This is a genomic window from Variovorax sp. 22077 (genome assembly GCF_052044195.1).
GTDB lineage: Bacteria > Pseudomonadota > Gammaproteobacteria > Burkholderiales > Burkholderiaceae_C > Variovorax > Variovorax atrisoli.
Map to the genome: position 1 here is coordinate 124863 of NZ_JBQEQC010000001.1, position 15974 is coordinate 140836.

At 69.5% G+C, this 15974-nt stretch carries 14 protein-coding genes; 6 read left to right on the forward strand and 8 right to left on the reverse strand.

Annotated features, from left to right (window positions below; genetic code table 11):
- Positions 1-7 precede the first annotated feature (7 nt).
- Both ACTJLF_RS00555 and ACTJLF_RS00560 read right to left on the reverse strand, forming a co-directional pair.
- Positions 8-529, reverse strand: a complete 522-nt coding sequence (locus tag ACTJLF_RS00555) for an N-acetyltransferase family protein (protein WP_440882278.1) — start codon at positions 527-529, stop codon at positions 8-10.
- A 50-nt stretch (positions 530-579) separates the two neighbouring features.
- On the reverse strand, positions 580-1770 hold the full coding sequence (locus ACTJLF_RS00560) for an MFS transporter (RefSeq protein ID WP_126181876.1): 1191 nt from the start codon (positions 1768-1770) through the stop codon (positions 580-582).
- A gap of 93 nt (positions 1771-1863) precedes the next feature.
- Here ACTJLF_RS00560 and ACTJLF_RS00565 point away from each other — a divergent pair, with 93 nt between their 5' ends.
- Positions 1864-2826, forward strand: a complete 963-nt coding sequence (locus ACTJLF_RS00565; protein WP_126181875.1) for a LysR substrate-binding domain-containing protein — start codon at positions 1864-1866, stop codon at positions 2824-2826.
- Here the strand turns inward: ACTJLF_RS00565 and ACTJLF_RS00570 are convergent.
- The 3 genes from ACTJLF_RS00570 to ACTJLF_RS00580 form a co-directional block, all read right to left on the reverse strand.
- Positions 2775-3545, reverse strand: coding sequence for a fumarylacetoacetate hydrolase family protein (locus ACTJLF_RS00570; RefSeq protein ID WP_019652578.1), 771 nt, complete (start codon positions 3543-3545; stop codon positions 2775-2777). The genes ACTJLF_RS00565 and ACTJLF_RS00570 overlap by 52 nt on opposite strands.
- A 152-nt stretch (positions 3546-3697) precedes the next feature.
- Positions 3698-4675: a Bug family tripartite tricarboxylate transporter substrate binding protein gene (locus tag ACTJLF_RS00575; protein ID WP_126181873.1), complete on the reverse strand. Its 978-nt coding sequence runs from the start codon at positions 4673-4675 to the stop codon at positions 3698-3700.
- Positions 4676-4793: 118 nt separating this feature from the next.
- Positions 4794-6035, reverse strand: a complete 1242-nt coding sequence (locus ACTJLF_RS00580) for a pyridoxal-phosphate-dependent aminotransferase family protein (protein WP_440882279.1) — start codon at positions 6033-6035, stop codon at positions 4794-4796.
- Positions 6036-6156: 121 nt separating this feature from the next.
- Here ACTJLF_RS00580 and ACTJLF_RS00585 point away from each other — a divergent pair, with 121 nt between their 5' ends.
- From ACTJLF_RS00585 to ACTJLF_RS00600, 4 genes are all read left to right on the forward strand, one after another.
- Positions 6157-6876 (forward strand): GntR family transcriptional regulator, encoded by a 720-nt coding sequence (locus ACTJLF_RS00585; protein ID WP_019652581.1) that lies wholly within the window; start codon positions 6157-6159, stop codon positions 6874-6876.
- Between the two features lie 5 nt (positions 6877-6881).
- Positions 6882-9959, forward strand: coding sequence for an FAD-binding and (Fe-S)-binding domain-containing protein (locus ACTJLF_RS00590; protein WP_440882280.1), 3078 nt, complete (start codon positions 6882-6884; stop codon positions 9957-9959).
- A 68-nt stretch (positions 9960-10027) separates the two neighbouring features.
- On the forward strand, positions 10028-11263 hold the full coding sequence (locus ACTJLF_RS00595) for a YbfB/YjiJ family MFS transporter (RefSeq protein WP_132751056.1): 1236 nt from the start codon (positions 10028-10030) through the stop codon (positions 11261-11263).
- Positions 11260-11796, forward strand: coding sequence for a methylated-DNA--[protein]-cysteine S-methyltransferase (locus ACTJLF_RS00600; RefSeq protein ID WP_440882281.1), 537 nt, complete (start codon positions 11260-11262; stop codon positions 11794-11796). The genes ACTJLF_RS00595 and ACTJLF_RS00600 overlap by 4 nt, the downstream gene beginning before the upstream one ends.
- 20 nt (positions 11797-11816) lie before the next feature.
- Here ACTJLF_RS00600 and ACTJLF_RS00605 read toward each other — a convergent pair whose 3' ends face one another.
- Together ACTJLF_RS00605 and ACTJLF_RS00610 are read right to left on the reverse strand one after the other, a co-directional pair.
- Positions 11817-13040 carry an MFS transporter gene (locus tag ACTJLF_RS00605; RefSeq protein ID WP_440882282.1) on the reverse strand — a complete coding sequence of 408 codons (1224 nt, stop codon included), beginning with the start codon at positions 13038-13040 and terminating at the stop codon, positions 11817-11819.
- A gap of 57 nt (positions 13041-13097) precedes the next feature.
- Positions 13098-14042 (reverse strand): LysR substrate-binding domain-containing protein, encoded by a 945-nt coding sequence (locus ACTJLF_RS00610; protein WP_440882283.1) that lies wholly within the window; start codon positions 14040-14042, stop codon positions 13098-13100.
- A 130-nt stretch (positions 14043-14172) separates the two neighbouring features.
- Here ACTJLF_RS00610 and ACTJLF_RS00615 point away from each other — a divergent pair, with 130 nt between their 5' ends.
- Positions 14173-15039 carry an NmrA family NAD(P)-binding protein gene (locus ACTJLF_RS00615; RefSeq protein ID WP_132798661.1) on the forward strand — a complete coding sequence of 289 codons (867 nt, stop codon included), beginning with the start codon at positions 14173-14175 and terminating at the stop codon, positions 15037-15039.
- Here ACTJLF_RS00615 and ACTJLF_RS00620 read toward each other — a convergent pair.
- Complete coding sequence (locus ACTJLF_RS00620; protein WP_440882284.1) at positions 15036-15923, reverse strand: LysR substrate-binding domain-containing protein; 888 nt, start codon at positions 15921-15923, stop codon at positions 15036-15038. The genes ACTJLF_RS00615 and ACTJLF_RS00620 overlap by 4 nt on opposite strands.
- Positions 15924-15974 lie beyond the last annotated feature (51 nt).

A 15974-nucleotide genomic window follows, 5' to 3' on the forward strand; every position in this document is an offset into this window, starting at 1 on the left:
CGAACGTTCAGCAGATGCCCAGCACGTGGTTTTCGTGACGGGCGTCGCCCAGCGTGAACCAGGCGGTGCCCGTGCGCACGAAACCGTGCTTCCCGTAGAAGGCGCAGGCGCGCAGGTTCAGGACGTTGACCGTGAGCCAGAGCGCGTCGCTGCCCGTGCGGCTGCGTACCGCGGCACGGGCCTCGTGCAAGAGGGCGGAACCCACGCCGGCTTGGGTGAAGGGCTCCTGCACGTAGAGGGTGCATAGCTCGGTGTCGGCGGCAGGGAAGAGCTTCTGCGATGCGCCGAAGCGCAGCCGGGCATAGCCCACCAAGAGGCCGTCGGCCTCGGCGACGAACACTGCGGTGCTCGGATCGCTGATCCACGATACGAATGCGGCGGGCGTGAACTCGTCCAGCACGTAGCGCGCAATCAGATCGCTGACGCCTTCGGTCGCGTAGGTGTCGAGCCAGACCTGGATGGACAACGCCGCCAGCGCGGGAGCGTCGGCGGCGATGGCAGGGCGGATGTGGAGAGGAGCGCGGGACATGGGCCGCGCGATTGTGCTCCCGCCCCGCGCGTCAGAAGCCAGGGCAAGGCTCAGGCTCGAGCCGAAGCGCAGTCGGCCAGCGCATTGCCTGGCTCGCGCCGGTCGAGCGCGCGGCTCCAAAGTGCGATGGCCAGGCCCAGCAGGGTGATCGCCGCGGCCACCCAGCCCAGGGCGCGCAGCCCTGGACCGTGGTCGATCACCACGCCGCCGACCCAGGCGCCGAGGGCGTTGCCCAGGTTGAAGGCCGCGATGTTGAGGCTCGACGCGAGGTTCTGGCCGGAGCCGGAAGCCTTTTCGAGCACCCGCAGCTGCATCGGTGCGACGGTGGCGAAGGAGGCGATCCCGAGCAGTCCGACGAACACCACGGCCGTGAACGGCGTGCCGATGGTGAACTGCATCGCGCCGAGCACCACCGCCAGCGCCACCAGCGTGCCGAACACGGCAGCCATCGGCGCGCGGTCTGCCAGCTTGCCGCCGAGCAGGTTGCCGACGGCGAGGCCGCCGCCGAACACCAGCAGGATCGGCGACACCGCCGATTCAGAGAGCCCCGTGACCTGCGTGAGCAGCGGCTGGATGTAGGTGTAGACCACGAACACGCCGGCGAAGCCGAGCACCGTCATCGCCAGGCCGAGCAGCACCTGCGGACGCGCCAGCACGCCCAGTTCCTCGCGCAGCGGCGCGGGCTTGGCCGAGTCCTTGACGCGGGGGACGAAGACCGAGAGCACCGCGAAGGCCAGCACGCCGATCAGCGTCACGGCCCAGAAGGTCGAGCGCCAGCCGAAATGCAGGCCCAGCCAGGCGCCGGCCGGCACGCCGAGCAGCGTGGCTGCGGTCAGGCCGGTGAACATGATCGCGATGGCCGAGGCGCGTCGCTCCGGGGGCACCAGGCCGGTGGCGACCACCGAGCCGACGCCGAAGAAGGTGCCGTGCGCCAGCGAGGTGATGACGCGCGCGGCCATCAGCATCTCGTAGTTGGGTGCCAGTGCACAGGCGAGGTTGCCGAGCGTGAAGATCGCCATCAGCGCGAGCAGCACCGTCTTGCGCGGCAGCTTGCGGGTGGCGATGGTGAGCACCGGCGCGCCCACCGCCACCCCGAGCGCATAGCCCGAGATCAGCAGGCCGGCGGCCGTGATGGAGACGTGAAGGTCCGTCGAGACCTGCATCAGCAGGCCCATGATGACGAACTCGGTGGTGCCTATTCCGAAGGCACCGGCGGTGAGGGCAAGTAGAGCGATTGGCATGATGCCCCGTACTGGGGGGACGAATGCCATCGATGACTAGAATGCCGCTGGTACACGGACTTGTGAGTTGAAATCACAGATTGAAGGGGCACCATGCCGCGCATCGACGTCAACCGCTCCGGGGAGATGGAGGCCTTCGTGCAGGTGGTCGAGTCGGGCGGCTTCTCGTCCGCTTCGCGCCTGCTGGGCATGACGCCCTCCGCCGTGAGCAAGCTCGTGGCGCGGCTCGAGCTGCGCCTGGGCATCCAGCTGGTGCACCGCTCCACGCGCAAGCTGCAGCTCACGCCAGAGGGCACCGAGTTCTACGAGCGCAGCCTGCGCGTGCTGGCCGACATGGACGAGGCCGAGCGCTGCGCCGCGGCCGGCGCTGCGCCGCGCGGCCGGGTGAGCATCAACGCCAGCGTCTCTTTCGGCCACCACAAGCTGGTGCCGCTGGTGCCGCGCCTGCTGGAGATGCATCCGCAGATCACGCTCGACATCGCGCTGACCGACCGCATCGTCGACCTGATGGACGAGCGCGCCGACATCGCGATCCGCTGGGGCCAACTGCCTGCGTCCGACCTCGTGGCGCGGCGCCTGGGCGAGACCAGCCAGGCCATCGTCGCCGCACCCGCCTACCTGGAGAAATACGGCACGCCGCGAACGCCGCAGGAGCTGGAGGCGCACAACCGCCTCGGCTGGAGCTATCGCCGCAACACGCCCGACTGGCCGCTGCGCGTGGACGGCCGCATGCAGTGGCTGCCGGTGGCCGGGCCGGTGCGCGCGGGCGACGGTGAAACACTGCGCCAGCTGGCGATCGCGGGGGCGGGCGTGGCGCGGCTGTCGCTGTACCACATACAGCACGACATCGACGCGGGCCGGCTGGTGCCGCTGATGGAGGAATTCAATCCGGCCGAGGTGGAGCCGATCCACGCGGTCTACATCGGCAAGGCCGGCACGCTGCCCGCGCGTGTGCGGGCGGTGCTCGACTTCCTGGTCGCCTGCTCGGGCGTGGGAGGCGGGCGCTACACGATCAAGCGCACGGCGCCGATGCCGGGGAACTCGGCCGTCACCTGATCGCCGCGCCGGCAGGGCAGCACGCCGACCCACGAGCCGGTGGTGACGACGGTGCCGGCCGGCGCCGTCTGCCCGCTGCGCGTGATGTGGCGCAGCCAGATCGGCAGCAGCCACGCCGGATCGGCCAGCGGATGCGTGCCTTCGCGCACCAACACTTCGGCATTGCCGATCTTCGTCTCGCAGCGCTGCGAGGCCCAGTCGATGGCGGCGCAGGGCGTCCATTCGCCGATCGCGAGCGCACCGTGCACCTGCGAGTCGGCCAGCCGCAGCAGGGCGGGCGTGGAGGGCAGGTCCTGCCAGCGCGCATCGACGATCTCCACGGAAACCGCCATGGCGTCGATGAGCGATGCGGCGCTGTCGTGATCGAGCTTCGCGGCCTGCGCAGGCGTCACGTCCTGGCCGAGCCGCAAGGCGATCTCGGCCTCGATGCCGGGGGTGTGGAACACGAGGTCGCTGAAATCGGCCGGGCCCTGCCGCACGCCTGCAGGCGGCAGCGGCGCATGCGTGAGCGTCGCGCTGCGCGAGCCGCCGCCGGACTTCCATGCGCGAGGCACGGGCTGGCTGTCGAACCAGCCGAGCGCCGCCGCGACGGCGTCCTGCACTTCATAGGCTTGCGCCGCTTCTTCGAGGGTGTCGAGCCACGGTGTGGCGTCGAGGGTGCGGTTGCCGCGGCGCGCGGCCACGAGTGCGTCGGTGAGGGCGGTCTGGGATGGAGTCATCTTCCCGATCTTCTCAGCAAAAACCTGGCCGGTAGTGGCGATCCTTCCGGGAACACGGAGGAACCGGCTTTGCCGGGCCTCAGGTGTTGCCCCCGGAAGGGGGTTGGCGTAGCGACACGAAGTGCGCGAAGCCTGGGGGTGAGCCAGGTTCTTCAGGTTTCCACGTGAACGTTCCCGTCCTTCACCACCTTCGCCCACTTCGCGATCTCGGTGCCGATGAACTGCCTGAACTTGTCCTGCGAGCCGCCGCCGTCCTCCGCGCCGTAGGTATCGAGCCGCTCCTGCACGTCGGGCATCGCCAGCACGGTGTTCACGTCGCGGTTCACCTTCTGCGCGATGGAGGCCGGCAGCTTGCCCGGCCCGGCGAGGCCGTACCAGGTGGTGGCCTCGAAGCCCTGGAAGCCTTGCTCCTGCATGGTCGGCACGTTGGGATGGCCCTTGGCGCGCTTGGTGCGCGTCTGCGCCACGGCGAGCACGCGGCCGTTCTTCACGTGCGGCGTGGCGGCGGTCATGGTCTCGAAGCTGTACTGGATCTGCCCGCCCATCAGGTCGGCCAGCAGCGGGCCGCTGCCCTTGTAGGGCACGTGCAGTGCATCGACGCCGCCCTGCAGCTTGAACATCTCCAGCGCGAGGTGCTGCGCCGAGCCCGCGCCGGCCGAGCCGAAGCTCAGCGTGCCGGGCGCGGCCTTGCAGGCGGCGACGATGTCCTTCACCGACAGCGCCTTCTGCGCGGGGTTGGCGATCAGCAGATTGGGCGTGACGCCCACCAGCACGATGGGCACGAAGTCGCGCTCCACGTTGTAGCGCAGCTTGGGCTGCAGGCTCGGCGCGAGCGCGTGGCTGTTGATGTGGGCCATCAGCAGCGTGCTGCCGTCACTGGGCTGCTGCGCCACGTAGTCGGCAGCGAGCACGCCGGCCACGCCGCCCTTGTTCTCGACGATCACCTGCTGGCCCCACATGGTGGTCAGCTTCTGCGCGACCACGCGGGCCAGCGCGTCGGTGCCGCCGCCGGGCGGGAAACCGACCACGATGCGCACCGGCCCGGTCGGCCATTCCTGCGCGAAGAGCCGGGGCACGCCCAGCGTGGCGGCTGCGGCGCCCGCGGCCTGGATCAACGAACGTCTCTGCATCTTCCTTGTCTCCGTCGTGGGTTGGGAATCCGATGCGCGCCATCCGCGCCTTGACACCTGTGCAGTGCCGGTGGCGCCGCGTGCCTGTGCAGCGCCGATGGCGCTGCGAGCCTGTTGTCTATGCGGCTTTCTGCAGCGCGGCCGGTGCCGTGTGGCTCGAGAAGTGGTCCATCGCGGCCTGCACGCCGCTTCCGGCCAGCTTGATGCCCGCGAGCTTCATGCCCATCTCGACGCCGGCGACCATGGCCACCAGCGTCAGGTCGTTGCTGTCGCCCAGATGGCCCATGCGGAACATGCGGCCCTTGAGCTTGCCCAGGCCGGTGCCGAGCGAAAGGTCGAAGCGCTGGTGGATCAGCCGGCGCAGCGCGTCGGCATCGACGCCCTCGGGCGTGATCACGCCGGTGAGCACGGGCGAGTACACGGCCGGGTCGGCGCACTGGATCGGCAGGCCCCAGGCATCGACGGCGGCGCGCACGCCGGCGGCCCAGCGCTGGTGGCGCGCGAACACGTTGTCCAGCCCTTCGCCAAGGATCATGTCCAGCGACTCCGAGAGGCCGTAGAGCAGGTTGGTGTTGGGCGTGTAGGGCCAGTAGCCGTCCTTGTTCATCTCGACGATCTCGTCCCAGGCCCAGAAGGCCTTGGGCAGCTTCGCGGTCTTCGAGACCTCGAGCGCGCGCGGCGAAAGTGCGTTGAAGCTGATGCCCGGCGGCAGCATCAGGCCCTTCTGCGAGCCGCTGACGCACACGTCCACGCCCCATTCGTCGTGGCGGTAGTCGGCGCTGGCCAGGCCCGAGATGCTGTCGACCATCAGCAGGGCGGGGTGGCCCGCCGCGTCGATGGCCTTGCGCACCGAGGCGATGTCGGAGGTGACGCCGGTGGAGGTCTCGTTGTGCACCACGCACACGGCCTTGATCTTCCTTTCCGTGTCCTTGCGCAGCCGGGCCTCGATGAGGTCGGCCTGCACGCCGCGGCGCCAGCTCGGGGCGTGGGGCAGTTGTGCGTCGGCGCCCTGCCAGGCGAGGAATTCGGTCGAGAGGCCCAGGCGCGTGGCCATCTTCTGCCACAGCGAGGCGAAATGGCCGGTCTCGTACATGAGCACGTGACCGCCGGGGCTCATCGTGTTGGCGAGCGCGGCCTCCCAGGCGCCCGTGCCCGAAGCGGGATAGATGGCGACAGGGTGCTTCGTCTTGAAGATCTGCCGGATGCCGCCCAGCACCTTCAGGCCCAGCGTGCCGAACTCGGGCCCGCGGTGGTCGATGGTGGGCAGGCTCATGGCCCGCAGGATGCGGTCGGGCACCGGGCTGGGACCGGGAATCTGGAGGAAGTGGCGGCCGGTGGGATGGATGTCGAGTTGCAGCATGGACTCTCCTTTCACATTCAGTTTTGCATTCAAAATGCATTCTTGTTTGATGGTTTACCCTGAATAACCAGGGTTGTAGGCCTGATTTTTTGCATTCAAAATGCGTTCAAGGGACAAAACCATGACAGCTGAAATCATCGAAATCTCCAGGCTCGCACTGCACGACCAAGTGGCCGCGCGCCTGCGGACCATGCTGGTCGAAGGGCTCATCGCGCCCGGCGCCAAGCTCAACGAACGGGAGCTGTGCCTGAAGCTGAACGTGTCGCGCACGCCGCTGCGCGAAGCCATCAAGTTGCTTGCGGCCGAAGGGCTGGTCGATCTGCTGCCCAATCGCGGCGCGGTGGCCGTGAAGCTCACCGAGGCCGACGTGCTCGACACCTTCGAGGTGCTCGCCATGCTCGAGGGCATGTCGGGCGAGCTGGCCGCCAGGCGCATCACCGACGAGGAACTCGCCGAGGTGCGCGCGCTGCACTACGAGATGCTGGCCTGCTTCTCGCGGCGCGATCTCTCGGGCTACTACCGGCTCAATGCGCGCATCCACACCGCGATCAACGAGGCTGCGGCGAACCCGGTGCTGTCGAACACCTACCGCTCCATCAACGCCCGCGTGCAGTCGCTGCGCTTTCGCACCAACCAGAACGAGGCGAAGTGGAAGCACGCGGTGGAGGAGCACGAGCAGATGATCGATGCGCTCTCGAAGCGCGACGCCGAGGCCATGCGCAAGGTGCTGGTGTCGCACGTGCTGCGCAAGCGCGACACCGTGCTGGAGCTGCTGCGCGCAGGCGAGATCTATCCACCCACCAAGCCGGCCAGATCGGCCAAGCCTGCCAAAGCGACCTGATCACCATGCGCATCGACCCCGCCAGCCACATGCAGCCAGCCGGAACCGTTCTTCCGCCCAATGACACCTGCGAGCTGCTCGCGCGCCGCCTGCGCTCGCAGACTCAGGGCGAGGTGCTGTTCGACGACGCCTCGCGGGGCCGCTACGCCACCGACGCGTCGATCTACCAGATCACACCCGTCGGCGCCTTCGTGCCCACGAACGAGCGCGACATCGCGACCGCCATCGACATCGCCCGCGACCTGAAGGTGCCCGTGCTCGCGCGCGGCGGCGGCACGAGCCAGTGCGGGCAGACCACCGGTGCCGCGCTGGTCATCGACAACAGCAAGCACTTTCGCCGCGTGCTCGACGTGAACGTGGAGGAGGGCACGGCCACCGTCGAGCCCGGCCTGGTGCTCGACCACCTGAACGCGCAACTCAAGCCGCACGGGCTCTGGTATCCGGTGGACGTGTCGACCAGCGCGCAGGCCACGCTGGGCGGCATGGCGGGCAACAACTCCTGCGGCTCGCGCTCCATCGCCTACGGGAACATGGTGCACAACGTGCTGGGCGCCAGCGCGTGGCTGTCGAACGGCGAGCTGGTCGAGTTCGGCACCGTCGGCTCGCTGGGCGTGCGCGCTGCAGGCATCGCGCAGTTCGTGCGCAGCCTCGCGCGGCAGCACCGGGAGGCGATCGCCGAGCACTGGCCCAAGGTCATGCGCCGCGTGGCGGGCTACAACCTCGACATCTTCGACAACCAGAGCGAGCGGCCCTACACGGCCGACGGCAGCGTGAACCTCGCGCACCTGCTGATCGGCTCCGAGGGCACGCTGGCCTACACCCGCAGTCTGAAGCTCAAGCTCGCGCCGCTGCCGCGCGCCAAGGTGCTGGGCATCGTCAACTTCCCGACCTTCCATGCGGCCATGGACTCGGCCCAGCACATCGTCAGGCTCGGGCCCACGGCGGTGGAACTGGTCGACCGCACGATGATCGAGCTGAGCCTGGCCAACCCTGCCTTCAAGCCGACGGTGGAGACGGCGCTGATCGGCAAGCCGGCGGCCATCCTGCTGGTGGAGTTCTCGGGCGCAGACAAGGCCTTGCTGCTTGCGCAGCTGAAGCAGCTCGTCGAACTGATGGGCGACCTCGGCCTGCCCGGCAGCGTGGTCGAGATGCCCGACGAGGCGCGGCAGAAGAACCTCTGGGAAGTGCGCAAGGCCGGCCTCAACATCATGATGAGCCTCAAGGGGGACGGAAAACCCGTGAGCTTCATCGAGGACTGCGCCGTGCCGCTGGAGCATCTGGCCGAGTACACCGACGCGCTGACCGAAGTGTTCGCCAAGTACGGCAGCCGCGGCACCTGGTACGCACATGCATCGGTGGGCACCCTGCACGTGCGGCCGATCCTCGACATGCGCACCGACGGCGCCGCGAAGATGCGCGCCATCGCCGAGGAGGCGAGCGAGCTGGTGCGCAGGTACAAGGGCGCATTCAGCGGCGAGCACGGCGACGGCCTGTGCCGCGGCGAGTGGATCGAATGGCAGTTCGGCCCGGCCATCAACGAGGCCTTCCGCGCGATCAAGCGCAAGCTCGACCCCATCGATCTTTTCAACCCCGGCAAGATCATCGACCCGCCGCGCATGGACGACGGCGCGCTGTTCCGCTTCGCGCCGCCCACGGCGCCCAAGCCGTACCGGCGCATCGAGCTCAAGCCGGTGCTCGACTGGTCGGCCTGGAACGTCAACGCCGACCCCGTGACCGAAGTGACCACTGCGCCCGGCAGCGGTGGCGACAGCACGGGCGGCCTGGCCAAGGCGGTGGAGATGTGCAACAACAACGGCCATTGCCGCAAGTTCGACGCCGGCACCATGTGCCCGAGCTATCGCGTGACGCGCGACGAGCAGCACCTGACGCGCGGGCGCGCCAACACGCTGCGGCTGGCACTGTCGGGCCAGTTGGGCCCCGATGCCTTCACCAGCGAGGCCATGCACGAAACCATGGACCTGTGCGTGGGCTGCAAGGGCTGCAGGCGCGACTGCCCGACCGGCGTTGACATGGCGAAGATGAAGGTCGAGTTCCTCGACCACTACAAGAAGCGTCACGGCCACACGCTGAAAGACAGGCTGGTGGCGAACCTGCCCGACTACGCCCACAGGGCCAGCCGCTTTCCCTGGCTGCTGAACCTGCGCAACAGCGTGCCCGGTGCCGCATGGCTGGGCGAGAAACTGCTGGGCTTCTCGGCGACGCGCTCGCTGCCCGAATGGCGCGGCGACACCTTCTGGCGCGGCAAGGCCGGCGAGCCTGGCCTGTTCGTCGAGCGTGACGTGGTGCTGTCGATCGCGCGGCGCGGCGGCAAGACGGCGGTGCTCTTCGTCGACACCTTCAATGGCACCTTCGAGAGCGAGAACGCATTTGCTGCCGCGCGCGTGCTGCAGGCGGCGGGCTATGTGCTGCACACGGTGGAGAGGAGCGGCGGCCACCACTGCTGCGGCCGCACATTCCTGGCCAGCGGCATGGTCGACGAGGCGAAGAAGAAGGCCGAGGCGTTGATCGATGCGCTCGTGCCGCTGGCGCGCGCCGGCGTGCCCATCGTCGGGCTGGAGCCTTCGTGCCTGCTCACGCTGCGTGACGAGGCGCTGGTCATGGGCTTCGGCGAGAAGGCCGAACTGGTGGCCAGGCACGCGCTGCTGTTCGAGGAGTTCATCACGCGCGAGCTGAAGCAAGGGCGCTTCGAGTTGCCCCTGAAGCCCGCCGAAGCGCCCATCCTCCTGCACGGCCACTGCCACCAGAAGGCCTTCGGCGCGGTGAGCCCGGTGATGGACGTGCTGAAGCTGATCCCGGGCGCACAGCCCGAGCTCATCGAAAGCTCGTGCTGCGGCATGGCCGGCAGCTTCGGCTACGAGGCCAGCCATTTCGACGTGTCGATGAAGATGGCCGAGGCCAGCCTGCTGCCCGCCATCCGCGCGAAGCCCGGCGCCATCGTGGTGGCGGACGGCACCAGCTGCCGCCATCAGATCGGCGATGGTGCGCAGCGCGAGGCGGTGCATGTGGCCGTGCTGCTGGAGCGGCATCTGCTGCACGCCGACCCGGTGGCCGAAGCGGGTTGAGCGGGCGGGCTCCTGCAGGCCGGCGGCGGCTGCCGCAGAATAGGCCTCGCCTGCCGCCCGCCACCGCAATGCCGACGACGCTCGCCTCTCCAACCTCCATCTCCGCCCAGCCCACGCTGCGGCTGGCCTTCGCGCTCTCGATGGGCGCCGCTGTGTCGCTGGGCATCACGCGCTTCGCCTACGCGCTGCTGCTGCCGCCGATGCGCGCCGACCTGGGCTGGAGCTACGCACTGGCAGGCGGCATGAACACGGCCAACGCGGTCGGCTATCTCGTCGGTGCGCTGGGCACGCCGGCGCTGATGCGGCGCTTCGGCGCGACGCGGCTGCTGGTGTTCGGCGCGGTGCTCGCCAGCGTGTTCATGGCGGGCAGCGGCTTCGTCACCGATGCATCGGCCTTGCTGCTGCAGCGCCTGCTGGCGGGCGTGGCCAGCGCGTGGGTGTTCGTGGCGGGCGGGCTGCTGGCGGCCCGGCTCAGCGAAGCCGGATCGGCGCGAGGCGGCCTGCTGCTGGGCATCTACTACGGCGGCACCGGCTTCGGCATCCTGCTGTCGGCATTGCTCGTGCCGCAGGTGCTGCGAGCGGCCGCGGGCGTGCCCCACGGATGGGCCTGGGCGTGGTGGGCGCTGGCGGTGGCAAGCGCGGCGGCCACCTGCCTGCTGGCATGGGCGGGGCGTGCGATGCCGCAGCAGACGGCCGCGCCGGCGGCACCTGTCGCAGCACCGGGTTCGGCACCGCCGGTCGCGCTGCACCGCTTCGGCTGGGCGCTCGCGGGCTATGCCCTGTTCGGCATGGGCTACATCGGCTACATGACCTTCGTGATCGCGCTGCTGCGCGAGCAGGGTGCCAGTGCCGGCTTCGTCACGCTGTTCTATGCATTGCTCGGCATCGCCTGCGTGGCGTCTTCGCGGCTCTGGGCGGGGCTGCTCGACCGGTATCGCGGCGGGCAGCCGCAGGCATTGCTCAACGGGCTGCTCGGCGTGGCGACGTTGCTGCCGGTGCTGAGTTCGGCGGCGCCGGTGGCGCTGATCTCCGGCGTGCTCTTCGGCGCGGTGTTCCTGTCGGTGGTGGCATCGACCACCGCGCTGGTGCGCCACAACCTGCCGCCATCGCGCTGGGCGCACGGCATCAGCGCCTTCACCATCATCTTCGCGCTGGGGCAGATCGTCGGGCCGACCGTCACGGGCTGGATCTCCGATGGCCCGGGCGGACTTGCGCGCGGGCTCGTGGCCTCGGCGATGGCCCTGTGGCTCGGCGCGGTGCTCGCATCGCGCCAGCATTCGCTGCAACGGGAGGCATCGCAATGAGCGGCTTTGCCTTGTTCGAAACCTCCATCGGCATGTGCGCGCTGGCATGGGGCCCACGAGGGCTGGTCGGCGTGCAACTGCCTGCCGACAGCGGCGAGGCCGCCACGCGAGCGCGCATGCGCCAGCGTTTTCCTGACCTGCAGGAAGGCCCGCCGAACGAGATGGCGCAGCGCGCCATCGAGGCCATCCAGGGACTGCTGCACGGTGTGCGCGACGACCTGGGCCACATCGAGCTCGACATGAGCGGCGTGTCCGAGTTCCACCAGCGCATCTATGCGATCGCGCGGCGCATTCCGCCGGGCCAGACCCGCACCTATGGCGAGATTGCCGAGGAGTTGGGCGACAAGGGCCTGTCGCGCGCCGTAGGGCAGGCGATGGGCCACAACCCGTTCGCGCCCGTGGTGCCGTGCCATCGTGTGCTCGCCGCGGGCAACAAGCCGGGTGGTTTTTCGGCGGGCGGCGGCGCACTGACCAAGCTGCGCATGCTCGACATCGAGGATGCGCGACCGAATGGGATGGCGTCGCTCTTCTAGACCGCTAGATCATCAGATTGCTAGACGGCAGGCACCGGCAGCCGGTGCAGCGTCGCAATGCGCGACGCGAAGATGATCGCCGCCTGCAGCCCGAAGCCCGCGAGCGCCAGCAGCAGGCAGGCCGGTTCGCCCCATGCCGCGCCGACCATGCCGCCCAGCGCGGCGCCGATGGGGCGCGCACCCGCGTTGATCGTGAGGAACACGGCCGACACCCGGCCCAGCATCGTGGCCGCAGTCACGCTCTGGCGCAGCGTGGTCGACGTGATGACCCAGACCATCGGCCCCGCACCGAACAGGAAGAGCGAGAGCGCTGCCAGCGTCGCGGTCGGCACGACGAGCGTGGCGGCCATCGCCGCAGCGGCCAGAACGGCGACCGAAGGGCCGACCTGTATCGCGCGGCCGAATGGCAGGCGAGCCACCACGCGAGGCGTGAGCAGCGCACCGACGACCATTCCTGCGCCGTACATCGCCAGCGTGAAGCCGACCGCCTGAGCACCGAGGCCGAGCACGCGCACCGCGTAGGGCACGTAGCCGGCCTGCAGCACGAACCAGGATATGTTGAAGACCGCACCGGTCATCAGCATGGGACGCAACATCTCGTGCTGCCAGACGAAGCGCGCACCGTTGCGCACTTCCAGCAGCGGATGACGGCCGGCGGAGGGTTCGCGTGTCGCCTCGCTCAGTCGCAGCAGCAGGGCCACCGCTGCCGCCGACAGAACTGCGGCCAGGACGAACGCAGCGGATGCGCCGGCCCATGCGACCAGCGCGCCCGCCAGTGCAGGCCCGGCGGTGAAGGCCGCGCTGCGCGCGAGTTCCAGTCGGCCGTTGGCCGCCGCCAACGCATCGTGCGGCACGAGTGCCGGCACCAGCGCAGGTGCCGCGACGCTGAAACCCACAGTGCCGACGGCTCCCAGGAACCCCAGCACGGCGAGCCAGCCGATGCTGAGCTTCGACGCGAACACCATCGCCAGCAGCACGATCAGCGACACCGCCCGCAGGCCCTCGGCCCAGACCATCAGCCGCCGGCGCGACATGCGGTCCGCGAGCAGACCCATGGGCATGGAGACCAGCAGGAAGGGCAGCGTCTGCACGGCCGCAAGAAAGCCGATCTCGCCGGGGCCGGCGCCGAGCGCCAGCACCGCGACCAGCGGCACCGCCGCAAGGCTCAGCTGTTCTGCGGACTGCGCGGCGAGGTTGGACCACGCGAGGTCGCGGAAGGAACGGGGCAGGGGAGTTGGAGTCATGCCCGCATCGTGCGGGCGGAAGACGTTGTCGGCTGGCCGTTTCCGGACAAGCGAGCGTCAGCGCTGCGGCTTTTGCATCGGCTTCGGCATCGGCTTGGATGCTGGCGACACCACCTCCATCACGAAGTCGATGAAGGCACGCACCTTCGCCGCCGGCAGGTGGCGTGACGGATAGAGCGCATGGAGCGGGAGCCGCTCATCCGGCCAGTCGGGAAACAGGTCGACCAGCTCGCCGCTGTCGAGCTGCGGCTGGATGCCCACCGCCTTGATCTGCGCCACGCAGATGCCGGAAAGGACCGTCTCCAGCACGGTCCCCGGATCGGTGAGCAGCAGCCGCCCCGTGGTCGGCACCTCGACGAGCTTGCGTCCGCGCTGGAACTCCCACGTGTACGGCTGGCCGGTGGCGGGGTTGCGCACCTGCAGGCAGGCGTGGCCGGCGAGGTCGGCCGGCTTCGCAGGGCGGCCGTGCCGCGCGATATAAGCCGGCGCCGCCACTGTGACCACGCGCGAATCCATCAGCTTGCGGGAAACGAGCGACGACGAAGGCGGCTCGCCGAAGCGCACCGCGATGTCGAAGCCCTCGGCCACGAGGTCGCCCAGCTGGTCGCGTGCGATCAGCTCCAGCGTGAGCTCCGGGTACTGCGCGAGAAAGCGCGGAAGGTGCCGCGCCAGGAGCAGGCGCGAGGTGAAGGCGTCGGTATTCACGCGCAGGCGCCCGCGCACCGTGCCCGATGCGCCAGCGGCGATCGTGACTGCGTCCTCGATGCCGAGCACCAGCGGATTGATGTTGGCGTAGAGCTGCCGGCCCTCGTCGGTGAGGCTCAGCGAGCGGGTCGTGCGATCGAACAGCCGTATGCCGATGCGGCCTTCGAGTCGGGCGATGGCGCGGCTCACGCCGGAGGGCGTCAGGCCCAGTGCATTGGCGGCGCTGGCGAAGCTGCCGCCTTCGACCACTGCGGCCAGCACGCTGACGTTGGAGAGGAGGCGTCCGTCGAGGGGCATATTTCTATTCGTGATCAGGTGTCATGAATGATATGCCGCACGGTCGCTTTACTCAAAGATGAGCCATTCCTACGATTCGTCCCGTCGCATGCGTCACCCCATCGAATCAAGTCAGGAACAAGGAACTTTCATGTACGCAATCACCGGAATCACGGGCCAGGTTGGCGGCGCAGTCGCGCGCGCCCTGCTGGCCGAAGGGCAGCCGGTTCGCGCGGTCGTCCGCGATGAAGGCAAGGGCCGCCCATGGGCCGCACTCGGCTGCGAGGTGGCCATCGCCGAGATGGACGACGCCCAGGCGTTGACGCGCGCTTTCTCGGGCGCGGCCGGCGTCTTCGTCCTGCCGCCACCGAACTTCGACCCCGAGCCGGGCTTTCCCGAAGTGAGGGCGGAGAACGCCGCGCTGCGCCAGGCGCTCGACACCGCCCGGCCGCGGCGCGTGGTGTGCCTGTCGACCGTCGGCGCGCAGGCGGCCCAGCCCAATCTGCTGAGCCAGCGCACGTTGTTGGAAGAGGCGCTGCGCACGCTGCCCTTCGCGATCACTTTCCTGCGGCCCGCCTGGTTCCTGGAGAACCTGCGCTGGGACATCGCGCAGGCCCGCGAACACGGCGTGTTGTCCAGCTACCTCCAGCCGCTCGACCGCGCGGTGCCGATGGTGGCCACGGCCGACATCGGCCGCCTCGCTGCCGAACTCCTGCTGCACGAGGGCGAGCTGCCGCGCGTCGTCGAGCTCGAGGGGCCGCAGCGGCTGACGCAGCACGACATTGCCGAGGCGCTCTCGCAAGTGCTGGGACGCCCGGTGCGCGCCGAGGCGGTGCCGCGCGAGAACTGGGGCGCGATCTTCCGCGCGCAAGGCATGCGAGACCCGGTGCCGCGCATCCAGATGCTCGACGGCTTCAACGAAGGATGGATCCGCTTCGAGGGCGACGATGCGAGCGTGCGCAAGGGCCGCGTGAGCGTGGCGGAGGTGATCCGCTCGCTGGTTGGCGAAGCCGCCTAGGCGCCCCGGGCCTGCATCTGCTCGAACCACTCGACCACGTACGAGGCCTCCGGCGCGGCGTCCGGCGCCAGCCCATAGTAGTAGCGCTCCAGTGTCATGCGCAGCTCGGGCAGCGGCGACTGCAGGCGGCCCGAGGCGAGGTCGTGCGACACCAGCGAGGTCGGCGCGAGCGCGATGCCCAGTCCGTCGACCGCGGCCTGCAGCACGAAGTGCAGGTGGTCGAACTGCAGCCGCCCCGCCGGCCGGGCACGCGGAGCGCCGACCTGCTTCTTCCAGTCGTCCCAGTCGTCCTTGCGGGTGCGGGCCGACAGCAGCACGTGCGAAGCCAGCGCGCGCAGGTCGGGCAGGGGATGCGTCCTGAAAAGAGCGGGCGCGCCGACCACAAGCACCTCGTCCTCGAGAAAGGGCCGCACTTCCACCGACGAAGGCCAGCCTTCGAGGCCGCGGCGCACCGCGATGTCGAAGCTGCCGACGGCTTCCTCTGGCATGACGGTGCTGGTGACGACCTGCGGCTCGATCTCCGGAAAGCGCTCGACGAAGGAGGGCAGGCGCGGAATGAGCCAGCGGACCGCGAAGGATGGCCGCACGTTGATGCGCACCGCGTGCGCCGGCCCCTGCGACTGCAGCGACCGCGCTGCGGCGTTGATTTGTGCGAGCGCGGGCTGCACCTCGGCGAAGAACTGCTGGCCCTCGGCGGTGAGTGCGACCTGGCGCACGCGCCGCTCGAACAGCGTGACGCCGAGGACCTCCTCCAGGCCCTTGATCTGCCGGCTCACGGCGCTGTGCGTGACGTGCAGCTCGAGCGCCGCGCGCGTGAAGCTGAGGTGGCGCGCCGCGGCGGCGAAGGCGCGCACGGCGTTCAAAGGAGGCTCACGAAGCGGCATGCGTGCGATTTTCTCACGCATGAAGGGCGTTAATGTCGTTTGTCGCCAGGG

Bases quoted from the DNA above. Each gene is read 5' to 3' on its own strand.
- ACTJLF_RS00555 (WP_440882278.1), bottom strand. From the start codon at position 529: ATGTCCCGCGCTCCTCTCCACATCCGCCCTGCCATCGCCGCCGACGCT.
- ACTJLF_RS00560 (WP_126181876.1), bottom strand. From the start codon at position 1,770: ATGCCAATCGCTCTACTTGCCCTCACCGCCGGTGCCTTCGGAATAGGC.
- ACTJLF_RS00565 (WP_126181875.1), top strand. From the start codon at position 1,864: ATGCCGCGCATCGACGTCAACCGCTCCGGGGAGATGGAGGCCTTCGTG.
- ACTJLF_RS00570 (WP_019652578.1), bottom strand. From the start codon at position 3,545: ATGACTCCATCCCAGACCGCCCTCACCGACGCACTCGTGGCCGCGCGC.
- ACTJLF_RS00575 (WP_126181873.1), bottom strand. From the start codon at position 4,675: ATGCAGAGACGTTCGTTGATCCAGGCCGCGGGCGCCGCAGCCGCCACG.
- ACTJLF_RS00580 (WP_440882279.1), bottom strand. From the start codon at position 6,035: ATGCTGCAACTCGACATCCATCCCACCGGCCGCCACTTCCTCCAGATT.
- ACTJLF_RS00585 (WP_019652581.1), top strand. From the start codon at position 6,157: ATGACAGCTGAAATCATCGAAATCTCCAGGCTCGCACTGCACGACCAA.
- ACTJLF_RS00590 (WP_440882280.1), top strand. From the start codon at position 6,882: ATGCGCATCGACCCCGCCAGCCACATGCAGCCAGCCGGAACCGTTCTT.
- ACTJLF_RS00595 (WP_132751056.1), top strand. From the start codon at position 10,028: ATGCCGACGACGCTCGCCTCTCCAACCTCCATCTCCGCCCAGCCCACG.
- ACTJLF_RS00600 (WP_440882281.1), top strand. From the start codon at position 11,260: ATGAGCGGCTTTGCCTTGTTCGAAACCTCCATCGGCATGTGCGCGCTG.
- ACTJLF_RS00605 (WP_440882282.1), bottom strand. From the start codon at position 13,040: ATGACTCCAACTCCCCTGCCCCGTTCCTTCCGCGACCTCGCGTGGTCC.
- ACTJLF_RS00610 (WP_440882283.1), bottom strand. From the start codon at position 14,042: ATGCCCCTCGACGGACGCCTCCTCTCCAACGTCAGCGTGCTGGCCGCA.
- ACTJLF_RS00615 (WP_132798661.1), top strand. From the start codon at position 14,173: ATGTACGCAATCACCGGAATCACGGGCCAGGTTGGCGGCGCAGTCGCG.
- ACTJLF_RS00620 (WP_440882284.1), bottom strand. From the start codon at position 15,923: ATGCCGCTTCGTGAGCCTCCTTTGAACGCCGTGCGCGCCTTCGCCGCC.